Annotated in this window: 10 protein-coding genes; 4 read left to right on the forward strand and 6 right to left on the reverse strand. The window is 72.1% G+C overall.

The genetic code is table 11. The annotated features are described in order from the left end of the window. Positions 1-52 precede the first annotated feature (52 nt). The gene (locus ACZ4MU_RS21560) at positions 53-916 is read left to right on the forward strand and encodes an NAD(P)H-binding protein (RefSeq protein WP_467878939.1); all 864 of its coding nucleotides are present in this window, start codon (positions 53-55) and stop codon (positions 914-916) included. Positions 917-1023: 107 nt separating this feature from the next. On the opposite strand, the gene ACZ4MU_RS21565 is transcribed toward ACZ4MU_RS21560, so the two are convergent. Next, complete coding sequence (locus tag ACZ4MU_RS21565) at positions 1024-1671, reverse strand: hemerythrin domain-containing protein (protein ID WP_467878941.1); 648 nt, start codon at positions 1669-1671, stop codon at positions 1024-1026. 304 nt (positions 1672-1975) lie between these two features. Between ACZ4MU_RS21565 and ACZ4MU_RS21570 the strand changes: the two genes are divergently transcribed. Further along, positions 1976-2587: a TetR/AcrR family transcriptional regulator gene (locus tag ACZ4MU_RS21570; RefSeq protein ID WP_467878944.1), complete on the forward strand. Its 612-nt coding sequence runs from the start codon at positions 1976-1978 to the stop codon at positions 2585-2587. Between the two features lie 51 nt (positions 2588-2638). Here ACZ4MU_RS21570 and ACZ4MU_RS21575 read toward each other — a convergent pair whose 3' ends face one another. After that, positions 2639-4567, reverse strand: coding sequence for a helix-turn-helix domain-containing protein (locus ACZ4MU_RS21575; protein WP_467878946.1), 1929 nt, complete (start codon positions 4565-4567; stop codon positions 2639-2641). A gap of 620 nt (positions 4568-5187) precedes the next feature. Here ACZ4MU_RS21575 and ACZ4MU_RS21580 point away from each other — a divergent pair. Next, entirely contained in the window at positions 5188-7047 is a 1860-nt protein-coding gene (locus ACZ4MU_RS21580; RefSeq protein WP_467878948.1) for a M1 family metallopeptidase, read from the forward strand. Between the two features lie 55 nt (positions 7048-7102). Here the strand turns inward: ACZ4MU_RS21580 and ACZ4MU_RS21585 are convergent, their stop codons facing one another. Next, on the reverse strand, positions 7103-8326 hold the full coding sequence (locus ACZ4MU_RS21585; RefSeq protein WP_467878950.1) for a citrate/2-methylcitrate synthase: 1224 nt from the start codon (positions 8324-8326) through the stop codon (positions 7103-7105). Positions 8327-8427: 101 nt separating this feature from the next. Between ACZ4MU_RS21585 and ACZ4MU_RS21590 the strand changes: the two genes are divergently transcribed. Then, the gene (locus ACZ4MU_RS21590; protein WP_467878952.1) at positions 8428-9573 is read left to right on the forward strand and encodes a citrate synthase; all 1146 of its coding nucleotides are present in this window, start codon (positions 8428-8430) and stop codon (positions 9571-9573) included. Positions 9574-9654: 81 nt separating this feature from the next. Here the strand turns inward: ACZ4MU_RS21590 and ACZ4MU_RS21595 are convergent, their stop codons facing one another. The 3 genes from ACZ4MU_RS21595 to ACZ4MU_RS21605 all read right to left on the reverse strand — a co-directional run bounded on the left by ACZ4MU_RS21595 (position 9655) and on the right by ACZ4MU_RS21605 (position 12783). After that, positions 9655-10104 (reverse strand): hypothetical protein, encoded by a 450-nt coding sequence (locus ACZ4MU_RS21595; RefSeq protein ID WP_467878954.1) that lies wholly within the window; start codon positions 10102-10104, stop codon positions 9655-9657. 59 nt (positions 10105-10163) lie between these two features. Then, on the reverse strand, positions 10164-11435 hold the full coding sequence (locus ACZ4MU_RS21600; protein ID WP_467878956.1) for a phage baseplate protein: 1272 nt from the start codon (positions 11433-11435) through the stop codon (positions 10164-10166). A gap of 181 nt (positions 11436-11616) precedes the next feature. Then, a complete protein-coding gene (locus ACZ4MU_RS21605) occupies positions 11617-12783 on the reverse strand; it encodes a phospholipase D-like domain-containing protein (RefSeq protein WP_467878958.1) in 1167 nt (388 codons plus the stop codon). Positions 12784-13275 lie beyond the last annotated feature (492 nt).

The following is a 13275-nucleotide window of genomic DNA, read 5'->3' on the forward strand; positions in this document are numbered from 1 at the left end:
GCCCACCCACTGACCACATCCCGTCCCACCTGCTGAAACGGAGACTGCGACCATGACCATCCTGGTGACCGGGGCGACCGGCAACGTCGGCGGCAAGGTGCTGGCGCGCCTGCACGCGGCGGGCCGTTCCGTACGGGCCCTGACCCGCGACCCCGCCCGTGCCCAGCTGCCCGCCGGTGTCGAGGTGGTGGGCGCCGACATGGGCCTGCCCGACACCCTGCCGGACGCGCTCGACGGCGTACGCGAGGTCTTCCTCATGTCGCTCGGCCACAACAAGCGCACCCACGACGCCAACCTGGTGGCCGTCGCGCGCAAGGCGGGGGTGGAGCGCGTCGTGCAGTTGTCCACGCTCGGGGTCGCGGAGGTGGAGGAGGAGAACGACACCCCGCTGGGCCTGTGGCACCGCCAGGCCGAGAAGGCGCTCATGGAGTCGGGCCTCGCCTGGACGGTCCTGCGGCCCAACGGCTTCATGTCGCACGCCCTGGGCTGGGCGGAGGCGGCGCGCGGGGACGGTGTGGTGCGCAGCCCCGTCGCCGATCTGCCCGAGGCGCTGGTCGACCCGGAGGACATCGCGGACGTGGCGGTGCGCGCGCTGACCGAGCCGGGCCACGAGGGCCGCGTCTACGCGCTCACCGGTCCCGAGGCACTGACGGCCCGTCAGCAGGTCGCGGTCCTCGGCTCGGTGATCGGCCGGGAGCTTCGCTTCGAGCGGATACCGATCGAGGAGCACCGCGCGATCATGGCGGGGCTGTACGGGGAGGCGACCGCGGACGGCGTGGTGGCGGCGCTGCGCAAGGCCCTGGAGTCGGGCGACGACTTCCGCGGGCGGCTCTTCCCGGATGTGCGCGACGTGCTGGGCCGGCCCGCGCGCGGCTTCCGGGACTGGGCCGAGGCGCACCGGGCCGACTTCGTCTGATCCGGGGTCGGCCCGAACCGGCCCCGCTCGTCACATCACGGTGCCCGGCGTCCACCTGGGGGACGCCGGGCACCGTCGTGCTCCCCGCGCGCGGGCGGGCCGCCAGGTCAGGCCGCGGCCCGCGAGAAGGCCCGGGTGCGCTTCTCGTAGCGCGGACGCCAGACGGCCTTGAAGAGGAGGCGCACGGGCGGCGGCACCACCGCGAGCGCGGTGCGCCGCGTCTCCTCGGAGGCGCCGTCGAGCACCCAGGGGAAGTACAGGGCGCCGCCCTTGACCCCCAGCATCCGTCGCTGCTCCGCGCCGAAGGTGTCGTACTCCTGGGCGCTGAGCACCTCCAGGACGAGGGGCAGGGCCGCTCGCTCCTCGTGGTCGAGGTGGTGGACCAGCTTGTCGCCCACCTGGGAGACCAGCGCGGGCAGCCGCTCCTGCCGCCCCTGGGCCAGCACGTCCTCGACGGCCTCGATGAGCGGGTCGAGCCCCTCGTGCTCGGCGTCCATCTCGTCGAGCATCCTCAGCTGGGCCGGGCTGTCGGCGAGCTTGGCGCGCATCAGGGGCCACAGCACCTTGTCCTCGGCGGTGTGGTGGATCGTCAGGAACGTCCGGAAGGTCTCCCACCCGGTCCGGAACGCGGAGCCGGGGGCGGTGCCGTTGTCCCGGGCGGTGGCGCCGAGCAGGGCCAGGTCACGCCGGAAGGCGTCGTGGGTCGCGTACATCAGCGTCAGGTCGGGCTGAGTGCGGCCCTCGGTGGCGGTCATGACAGAAGTCCTCTCGCATGCGGGGTCGGACCGCGCCGCGGTCTGCGCGGCGGCGGGGGCGACGCCGGGTGGGCACTCGACGGTGCACGGTGTCCCGTACCTGTGGAACAGCATGCCCCACACCGAGATGTGGGGCAAGTTGTCCCACAGTCCGGATCGGTGCAGACTGTCGGCAGCGGGCCCCGGGAGGGCTCCGGCGGCGGGCCGGGCCGCCGCACCGGCGCACGTGACCTGCGCGTACGCCACCGCGATACCCGACCGCGCGCCCTACACTCGTCCCACCACGACGACAGGACGGAGCCGGATGTCCGCCCCCACCGAGCCGAGCCCCACCTCCGGCGCGCCGGGCCGCGGGCCCGATCCACGGGCCGAGCGCAGCCGCGCCGCCGCGCTGGCCGCCGCCCGCGATCTCCTCATCGAGCAGGGCTGGTCGGCGGTGACCCATGTCGCCGTCGCCGCCCGCAGCGGCGTGGGCCGTACGACCCTCTACCGCCACTGGCCCGACGCCTCGGGTCTGGTCCGGGACGTCATCGCCGAGCGGATCTCCACCGCGCACACTCCGCCGACCGGCGTCCTGCGCGAGGACCTGATCCGCGAACTCGACGGGCTGCGACGGCTGCTGCACGACCCGGTGAGCGACCGGGGGCTGCGCGCCGTCATCGAACGCGCCGGGGTCGACCCGGTCTTCGCCCAGCTCAAGGAGGCGCTCTACCGCGAGGGCTCGCGCGTCTTCCGTACCGTCCTCGACGCCGCGAAGGCCCGCGGCGAACTGGCCGCGGACCTCGACCCGGATCTGGCCGTCGACCAGCTCGCGGGCCCGCTGATGTACCGCCGGCTGCTGGCCGGGCGCCAGGTCACCGCCGCGTACGTGGAGCGCGTGGTCGACGACTTCCTGGTGGCGCACGCCCCCGTCTGACCCCGGGCCCGCCCCGGCGCATCCACCGGGGCGGGCGCTCGGTGCGGTGGGTCAGCGCGCCCCCTGCCCGGCCTCCGCGCGGCCCCGCAGGGACGCGCTGACCTTGGACAGGCGCAGTGCCAGCTGGATCTCCAGGGCCGGGCCCGGCTGCTGCCACTCGGGGCCCAGGAGCTGTGAGACGCGCTCCAGGCGCCGGGCCACCGTGTTGGTGTGCACCCGCAGCGCCTCGGCCGCGTACGTCGGACTGGCGCCCGCCGCGAAGTACGCCTCCAGGGTCGCCGCGAGATTGGTGGAGCGCCGCTCGTCGTAGGTGAGGATCGGTCCGAGCGTCTGCTCGATGAACCCGCCGATGTCCCGGCTGCCGCCCAGCAGCATGCCGACGAAGCCGAGTTCGTCCGCCATCGCCGGGGTGTCGGCGTCCTCCTTGCCGAGGATCGTCAGGACGTCCAGACAGGCGGCGGCCTCCTGGTATGCGGCGAGCAGCTCCTCCGGACCGCCGCAGGCCGAGGCCGCGCCGACCGCCACCGGCCGCCCCAGGGTCTTGGCCAGGCGCTGCTTCACGTCGTTGGCGGCCTCGCGGGCGTCCGCGTGCGGCAGCAGGATCACCAGATGGCCGTTGCGGACCGTTCTGGCGCCCCCGCGGAGCCAGACGAAGGTCGAGGTCCAGGTCGACAGGGCGTGCCCCTCGCCGGCCGGGAACCGGGTGACGATCACGGCGTGCCGGCGGCTCAGATCGAGGCCGAGCCCCTTGAGCCGGCGCTGGCAGCGGCGGCTGAAGGGAACACCGTCGAGCAGCCGGTCCAGCGCCTCGTCGCGGAACTTGCGGTCGGCGGACTCGGCGCCGCGGTTGAGCGTGACCAGGATCGCCGCCGCCTGGACCGCGTACCGCACCAGGTCGGCGTCGGGTGTACGGCCCGCCCGGCAGCGCAGGACGAACGCGCCCCTGTCCTCCTCACCGGCCCGCAGGGGCGCGACCAGGGTGCCGTCGTCCAGCTGGACGACGCGCTGCTCGGCGCGGGCGGTGAAGGTGGCGGCGGCCAGCTCCTGCTCGTCCTCCCACCGGCCCTTCTCGCGCGCCATGGTGTCGTCGTTCTCGTCGCGCAGCCAGACCGAACCGCCCAGGACCTGGCCCGCCGTGACCGTGAACGCCTTCACGTCGGCTCCGCCGAGGGCGAGTTCGACGAGCCGTCCGCCGTCCTGCGCGGTCTGCCGCCGCGCCTTCTCCCGGGCGCGCAGCCGGTCGACCTCGGCGCCGAGGTCGGCGGCGCGGCCTCGGGCGCGCTCCAGGGCCTGGACCGACCGCACGGCGGCGACGGCGTAGGTGGCGACGGTCGACAGCGTCGCCACCTCGTCCGCGGTGTACGAGCGGGCCACCCGGTCGCCGCCGAAGAGCACGCCGATCACCTTGCCCTCGCTGCGCAGCGGCACCGCGAGCAGCGCCGTCAGCCCCTCTTCGAGGACGACCGCCTCGATGTGTTCGGAGCGCGGGATGGTGTCGCCCCGGTGGCAGTCGGCCGTCCACACGGGCGACTGCCCGACCGCGTCGATGGCGTTCATTCCGTGCCGGACGGGGACGCGGGCGACTCCGCCGAGCACGGCGATCGCCCCGTCGGCCGCGCGGACGCAGGAGCCGTCCTCGCTGTCGAGGAGCAGCACCCAGGCCATGTCCACGTGCAGGAGCAACCGGGTGCGGCGTACGAGGGTGGTGAGCAGCGAGTCGAGGTCGCCCTGCTCGGCCAGGGCGCGGGTGGTGTCCATGAGCAGGGCGAGTTCGTTCTTGCGCCGCTCCAGGTCCGCCATCTGCTGCTCGACCCCGAGGGCCAGTTGCTCGGCCCGTTCGAGGTCGTCCACGACGTGCGGGGGAGCGCCTCCCCGCCGCGCGTGGAGCACCGGTTGGCTGAAGGCGCCGCGGGAGGCCCGCATGGCCAGGAGTTCCAGATAGGTGACGGCACCGCTGAGGGTGGCCGTGTCTTCGGACATCTCACTCCGTACTGTGTGCAGGGGGACGCTCCGCCCACCGGTCGCGCCGACGCGACGGAGCGCCTGGGGGTGATGGGGGGTGTCCTGTCCTCGCCGGTCCGTCCGTGGCGGAGGGAGAACCGGCGCCCGGACGCGGGCCCCGGCCGGCGAACCGCCCGGCGGAGCGGCCGTGGCACCGCTGACCTGCTCTTCGGCTCTGCGGCTGCTTTCTTCGTCACCACGAAAGGACCCCCCGCCCGCCATTAGGACTTCATCACGATGGCGCGATCAAGTAATTTCCCGTCTTTTGGCCAGAACTAGGCGCCCCGCGAACATCGGTGCCGGGGGTGCCGCGAGGACGGGGCGGGCCGCGGTCACGCGGTTCGCTTCCCGGGGCCGTTGAGGGATGCGCAACGACATCCGGGCAACAGTTTTACCCATCCCTGATGGCATGCCCAGGTCAAATCTGCCAGGCTTTCCGGCAGCCGTCGGCCCGGACCGCCCCGGGCGGGCGCGTAAGGAAATCTCACCGCAGCCATCGCGCGAGCGATGTGCGCAGTCCGCGGCCGCCTCCGGCGTACCCAGGCCGGCGGGCGGCCATCGAGCATGCCGGAACCCCGGCCGCGTCCAAGGAGTCACGTGTGAGACCCACCCCCCACCATGCCCTCGCGGCGAGCGCGCTGTCCGTCGCGCTGGCCGCCTTCTCGCTCGCGGGCACCGCCGCGGCAACCGCACCGCGGCACGCGCCCCGGGCCGCCGCCGTGTGCACCCCGGCCCAGGTGGTCGCCAACGGCGGCTTCGAGAGCGGCACTTCGCCGTGGAGCCAGTCGCAGACCGGTGTGATCACCAACCGCGCCGGCCAGAGCGCCCACGGCGGCGCCTCCTTCGCATGGCTGAACGGCGTCGGCGCCACCCACACCGACACCCTCTCCCAGAGCGTCACGATCCCCTCGGGCTGCGCCACCGCCACGCTCACCTTCTGGCTCCACATCGACACCGCCGAGACGACCTCCTCCACCCAGTACGACAAGCTGACGGCGAAGATCGGCAGTACGGCCCTCGCGACGTACTCGAACCTGAACAAGAACACCGGTTACGTCCAGAAGTCCCTCGACGTGTCGTCCTTCGCGGGCCAGACCGTCGACGTCGCCTTCACCGGCACCGAGGACTCCAGCCTCCAGACGAGCTTCGTCGTCGACGACGTCGCCCTCAGCACCTCCGGCGGCACCACTCCGCCCGGTGACTCCACCCGTACGCCGGCCTCGCCCGCGTACACCGTCAGCCTCAGCAGCAACACCAGCGGCACGGTCTGGACCGGCCACGAGAGCGCGACCTTCACCAACGCCTCCGCCACCGCGCTCAGCGAGGTGTATCTGAGGCTGTGGGACAACTACCACGGCACCTGCTCCGCCATGCCGATCACGGTCACCAACGTCACCGGCGGCACCGCGGGCTCCCTCTCGGTGGGCTGCACCGCCCTGCCGATAACCCTGCCCACCCCGCTCGCCCAGGGCCAGAGCGCCACGATCGGCTTCGACCTGGGCATCACCGTCCCCAGTGGCGCCGACCGCTTCGGCCACGACGGGGCGTTCAACAACATCGGCAACGCGCTGCCGGTGCTCGCCGTGAGGGACGGGGCCGGCTGGCACCTGGACCCGTACACCAACAACGGCGAGTCGTTCTACTCCCTGGCCGCCGACTTCAAGGTGACCCTCGACCACCCCACCTCACTGCTGGTGCCCGCCACCGGCACCTCGGTCGACACCCCCGGCTCCAGCGGCCGTACGGTCACCACCGCCACCGCCTCCAAGGTCCGCGACTTCGCCTGGGCGGCGGGGCCGTTCAGCAAGATCTCCGGCACCTCGCCCGGCGGAACCGCGATCAACATCTACTCCGTCTCGGGCATCAGCTCCACCGACGCCCAGTCGATGCTGAGCACCGCCAAGAGCGCCGTGGACGCCCACGCGGCCCGCTTCGGCGCGTATCCGTACGGCGAGCTGGACGCGGTGATCGACAACAACTACTGGTTCGGCGGCATGGAGTACCCCGGGTTCGTCCTGGACCTGGTCAGCACCACCGCGCTCACCCACGAGATCGGCCACCAGTGGTTCTACGGCATCGTCGGCGACGACGAGTACACCAGCCCCTGGCTGGACGAGTCCTTCACCGACTACGCCACCGACCTGGCGCTGAACAAGACGGGCAGCGGCTGCTGGAGCAGTGTCTCCTGGGCGTCGTCCGCCGAGAAGATCACCAACTCGATGGCCTACTGGGACGCCCACTCCTCGCGCTACTCCACCGTCGTCTACGGCTACGGCAAGTGCGCCCTGCACGACCTGCGGCGCGTCCTCGGTGACACCGCGATGGCCAAGCTCCTGAAGGACTACGCCACCGCGCACTGGTACGGCGTCTCGACGACCGCCGAGTTCAAGGCGGCGGCCCAGGCCGCCACCACCACGGACCTGACGTCGTTCTGGACCCAGCACCGCATCGACGGCTGACACCGGCCCGACGGCTGACACCGGCCGCGCGGCCCGCGCAGGCCGCTCCCGCCCGTCACGGCAGAGGCTGTGGCGGGCGGGGGCCCGTGTAGTGGGCACTGGGACGCAGGCGCAGGGGGTGTTCCCCGTACTCCTCCAGGGCGTGGGCGATCCAGCCCGCCGTACGGGCCACCGCGAACACCGTCTCGCCCGCCTCGGCGGGCATACCGCACGCCACAGTGAAGACGGCGAGCGCGAGATCGACGTTGGCGTGCAGCTCGGTGTGCCGGGCCGTCGTGGCGATCACGTCCTGGGCGGCGGCCAGCGCCTCCTCGGCCTGCGGAAGCTCCGCGAGCAGCGTGAACAGGGCCCGGGCACGAGGGTCCTCGCCCGGATAGAGCCGGTGACCCAGGCCCGGTACCCGGCGGCCCGAGCGCAGCTGCGCGGCGACCACGGGAGCCGCGCCACCGCGCTCCAGGACCTCGGTGAGCATCTGGTGGGCGAGCCCGCTGGCGGCCCCGTGCAGGGGCCCGTCGAGCGCGCCGAGCCCGGCCGAGACGACCGCGTACGGATGGGCGCGCGCCGAGGCCGCCACCCGGGCGGCGAGCGTGGACGCGGCCAGATCATGGTCGATCAACAGGGCGAGCGCCGTGTCCAGTACGTTGACCGACGCCTCGTCGGGGAGCCTGGGGGTCAGGCGGTGCCACAGCTGCCCGGCGAGCCGTTCGGCGCCGCGGTGCCGTTTGCCCGCCGTGGGCAGCGCTCCGACCAGGGTGGGGATCAGCGTCCGGGCGCAGCCGAGTACCGCCGCGGGCTCCAGGTCGAAGCGGAGCGGATCGGCGGCCGAGACGGCGACGGCGGCGGCCCGCAGCCGGTCCATGGCGCCGCTGTGCGCGGGCAGCGCGCCGACCGCGAGACGTGCCGCGTCGAGGAACGGCCGGGGCGCGGTGAACCGGGCGCCGCGCGGCAGCGTGCCGGTCCACACCCACTCCGCGACCTCCTCGAAGCCATGAGCCCCGGCCAGTTCGACCGCGTCGACCCCGCGGAAGTAGTAGCGGTCCTTGTCGATGAGTGTCAGTTCGGTACGGAAGGCCACCTCGCCGCCGCGCACGGCGGGTTCGCGGCGGGCGCTGCGCCGGGCGAGTGCGTCCACCTCCTTGGCGTCGAAGGTGGAGCCCCGTCCGCCGGGCGCCCGCTCGCTGCTGAGCTGGCCTCGGCTGACGTACGCGTACACCGTCTCCGGCTTCACGCCGAGGCGTTCGGCCGCCTCGCGGGTGGTGAGTCGCGACTGATCCGTCATGGGGTCACCGTATCCAAGTTCGATCAATGTTGATTCAGTCAATATTGACAGCCATCTCGTCAATCCTAGACAGTCGAATCAACATTGAAGGAGGAAGAGACATGTCGACCACCACGGCTGTACCCCGCGGGCTCGCGGGTGTCGTCGTCACGGACACCGCGCTCGGAGACGTCCGCGGGCGCGAGGGCTTCTACCACTACCGCCAGTACTCGGCCGTCGAACTCGCGCAGAGCCGGGGCTTCGAGGACGTCTGGCACCTGATGTTCCACGGCGAACTGCCCGACGCCGCCGCCCGCGCGGAGTTCACCGCCCGCACCGCCGCGCTGCGCCGGCTGCCCCGGGAGGTGAGCGAGGCGCTGCCCGGTATCGCGGCGGCCGGCGCGGCCTCCGGACCGCTCGCCGGCCTGCGCACCGCGCTCTCGCTGCTCGGCGCCGCACAGGGCTTCCGCGCGGTCTACGACCTCGACGCCGGCCGGCGCCGCGAGGACGCGCTCGCCGCCTGCGCCGCCGTCCCGACCCTGCTGACCGCGCTGTACCGGCTCGGCCGTGGCCTCGACCCCGTCGAGCCGCGCGAGGACCTGAGTTACGCCGCCAACTACCTCTACATGATGACGGGTTCACAGCCCGCGCCCGACCGTGTCCGGGCGATCGAGCGGTACCTCATCTCCACCGTCGACCACGGCTTCAACGCCTCGACGTTCACCGCGCGCGTGGTCGCCTCCACCGGCGCGGACATGGCGGCGTCCCTGGTCGCCGCGGTCGGGGCGCTCTCCGGCCCGCTCCACGGCGGCGCCCCCAGCCGCGCCCTGGACACGCTCGACGCCATCGGCTCACCGGAGCGCATCGACGCCTGGGTGCGCGAGCGCGTCCTCGCGGGCGAGCGGATCATGGGCTTCGGCCACCCGGTCTACCGCACCGAGGACCCGCGCTCGCGGATGCTGCGCGCTGTCGCCGAGGGCATCGGGGGCCCGCTGGTCGCCTTCGCCGTCGAGGTGGAGAAGCACGTCGAGGCGATCCTCGCCGAACTGAAGCCCGGCCGGGAGCTGCACACCAACGTGGAGTTCTACGCGGGCGTGGTCATGGAGCTGTGCGGGGTGCCGCGCGAGATGTTCACCCCTACGTTCTGCGCGGCCCGGGTCGTTGGCTGGAGCGCCAACATCCTGGAACAGGCGGAGGACTCGAAGATCATCCGCCCGGCGGCGCGCTATGTGGGCCCGCCCCCGCCCCAGCCGGTGCCCGCCCTGTGAAAGGGTCTGTCCCACTTCGCCCGCGCGGGCCGGAGCCCGGCGGGAGCGCCCGGGGACGCGGTCCCCGGGCGCGTACGGGCGTCAGCGCCAGATCGTCTGGACCGAGTCGAACTGGACCCAGGTGATGGGGTTGCCGGAGTTGCCGCCGAAGATGGTCACCGAACCGGCGGTGTTCACCTCGAAGCGGCAGGAGTTGATGCCCGCGCTGTTGTTGCGCGGCGCGGTGGCGCGGACGTACGAGGTGGGCCTGGCCATGGCGGCGGGCAGGGTGGCCACCTTGGTGTCGGCGGCGAAGTTGCCGTTGATGATGCCGCGGGCCTGGAGGAACTGGGTGCCCGCGATGGTGACGAGGCGGACCTGCGGGGTCGCGCCGGTCTGCGCGGTGACACCGGGCTCCAGGACCAGGTCGGCCCAGTCGCCGGCCTCCACACCGGCGGCGGCCGCGGGGGAGGCGGCGGCGAGGTTGGCGACCGCGACGGCGGCGGGCACGGCGAAGGCGGCACCGAGGATGCTGCGGCGGTTGTAGGACATGGTGGCTGGTCTCCTTGACGAGGCCGGGTGCGAGATGACGGAGCGGACTGCGGGCGCGGTCAGCGCCAGACGGCGCTGAAGCTGTCGAGCTGGACCCAGGTGATGGCGTTGGTGTCCCGCCCGCCGAACAGGCGCAGCGCGCCGTCGGTGCCGGCCTCGACCCGGGCGACGCAGTAGCCGCCGTTGTTGTTGCGCGGGACGTTGCAGCGGGCCGCCACGCTGGGCGTCAGTGCGTCGGGCAGCGTGCCGAGGACGGCGTCGCCGTCGAAGGTACCCTTGACGCCGCCGCTGAGCTGCAAGGTCGTGGTTCCGGCGACGCTGATGAGCCGGCCCCGGGGCGGGTTCACGTCGGCGGTGACACCCGAGGCGAGGGGGATCGGCATCCAGTCGGTCATCACCTTGACGCCGTCGACCTCGGCGGTGTCGGGGATCGTCAGAAGCGTGCAGGTGCGCGGCCCCGGGTCCTCACAGGCGAAACCGAAGTGCAGGTTGGTCACACCGTTACGGGTGTCCACGTGCATGCCCTCGGGCTCGCGCCATTCCAGGCCCGGCGCGGCGGTGATGAACTGCCGGTCCAGCACCTTGCCGGTGGCCCACTCCAGCACGGTGATGTGGGTGTTGCCCGGCGGAGGGTTGCGGGTGGCCGTGCTGGACTCGCCGCTGAGCATGTACACCACGCCCCGGTGCGACGCGTACCCCTGGAACACGCCCAGGTCCGTGGGCAGCTCGATGCGCTGGAGCGGCTCGAAGACACCCGCCGAGGCCTTGGCCAGGTCGTAGCGCTCGAAGTGCGTGGCACCGTCGGAGTAGAACCGGATCACGAGCTCGTTGGAGCTGCGGTCGATGGTGGGGGTGGTGAAGAGCGCGGTCGGCGTGGGGCGGTACGGCTTCGCGTGGAGCGAGGAGCCGTGGTCGAGCACCGAGCCCGAGCGGAAGTCGAAGTTGGTGATGGAGGTGCCGAAGCCCTCGTTCCTGCTGTTGGGCTGCGACGCCGTCTCGGTCCACAGCCGGATGGTGCCGTTGCGGTTCTCGACGCCGAGGTTGACGCCGTGGCCGAAGCCGCGCAGATACATGTATCCGGTGATCGCGCCCGCCCGGTTGAGGCGCGTCACACACATGTCGCCGTTGCGGTTGCGGGTGTCGTAGTCGACCGGCGCGGACTCACCGCTGAGGGTCAGGCCGCCCTGCATCAGCTGGAGCACGAAGATGTCGCCCGACACCGGGTCGGTGTGGAACGACTGCATCACGGTGCTGTTCTTGAGCGGGCGACGGTGCAGCAGCTTGCCCACCGGTCCCGCGATGTCTATCTGTCCTTCAATGGTGACGCTCAACGACGCCGCTCCTTCATGCACGCCTCGGTGCTGCCGTGATCGGAACGGCGTCAGTGTCGCATGGGTGTTCCCGTGGCGGGAGCGGTGGTGCGCCGTTCACGGCCCGGGCTCCGCCCGGCGCACCAGCAAGCCCGACATGTCGGGAACCGCCGTTTGTCACAGGCCGCTCGTCGAACCGGGGTCAGCCGGTCGGCACCGCCTTGGAGCGCATCGCGAGGAAGTTGTTCCGGTAGGCGTCGTGGGTCGCGGCGCCCTCGACGCGCAGCAGTGCCTCGTCGTTCTCCCTGAGCGAGGAGAGGTCGAGGTTGTGGGAGCCGGTGAACGTCCACTTGGTGTCCGGGTGCCCCGCGTAGTTCCCCTCCACCAGCAGGTACTTGGAGTGGACGAACAGGTCGTCCGCCTCGGTGTCGGCGGTACCGTTGTCGAGGTGCAGCCGGTACGGCCTGATTCGCGGGTGGCCGGCGAGGGTCGCGAGCCGGCTCGTGTCGTTGTAGACGACCTCGATCCAGCAGTCCTGGTCGGCCAGCTGCCTCAGCCTGTTCGCCACCTCGGCGCGGGTGAAGGCGTAGGCGGCGACGCGTACGACCGTCTTGTGGGAGGCGGAGCCGACCGTCGTGTTGCCGGTGCAGGAGACGTTGTTCAGTACGTCGACCATGAGGTCACCGGTCGCTTGCGGGAAGAAGTAGTACTTCTCGCCCCCGGACGTGGCGCCCTGCCGGTAGTAGTCGGTGCTGCGCTTCTCCGCCGCGAGGTCGTTGAAGTACGCCGTGTACGCGGTGTAGAGGTCGGTGTTGCCCACCGAGGTGTAGGCGTTGTTCCAGAAGCGGGAGGTGTTCGCCGCGGTCTGGTTGGCGGACGTCTGGATCACCACGTCCTCGGCGACGCCGGCGTCGCCCACCCGGGAGAAGAGGAAGAACTTGTTGTGGTTGATGTGGTTCTTGCTCGGGTCGAGCGTCGTGTCCGCGATGCAGGCGCGGTCCTCGGGGCACACGTGCAGCCAGGACGGCTGGGTCATGTCCGTGCCGAGGGCCGTGGCCAGCTGGGTGGCCGCCGCGGAGGTGGAGTACGAGTGGTCCAGGACGACCCGCACCTGGACGCCCCGGTCGTGGGCGCGCCGGAGCGCGTCGCTGTAGCCGGTGTCGGTCAGCGCGTACATGGCGGCGCGCAGCGTGCGCCCGCTCTGGGTGTTGTCGATCGCCCCGATGATGTGGTCCTTGATCGCGTTCTGCTCCGCCGCGGTGCCCTGCGGGTCGTTGAAGATCGCGCCCGTGGTGGGTATCGGCGCCGGGTCCGCGACGGCGGCCGGGGACGGGACGAGCAGTGCGGCCAGGAGGGACCCCGTGAGCAACGCGGCGGAACATATGCGTCTGATGTCTCTCACTCCTCGACGAAGAAGACTTCGTGAACAAGCCTTGGGGGAAACGTCTCCGGTAAAGATCGTTCCTGCTGTGGGCAGGTGCACGATAGTCCGTCGGCCCTCGCGTCCCGACGGTGCACGGCGCGATCGGTTGCCTCGCATGGTGTGTGTCTTGCGTCACACGTGCCCCGCCCGTTGCGTTGCTGTCGGTTTGCGCAACTTCGCGCCCGTCCCCGGTGCCGATCTCCTCAGCGGCAGGTCAAGGCGTCTCTACCGAGGGTAACCGGCGTGCGTCATCAGGGGAGTTGGGCCGGGGGCACGACACTGCAAACGCACGTTCGCCCGGGGAACGCAAGTGCCCGGCGACCTTTCCGGGATCCGCGGTTGCACATTCCGGCACCGCCGGGCGTCATCTGTTCGAAGGCCCCGCACCGGTGCCTTCCGGGGCCGTCGGGGGGCGGGACGGGCGGGCCCCGTCGTGCA

Source organism: Streptomyces sp. NPDC026377 (assembly GCF_055567715.1).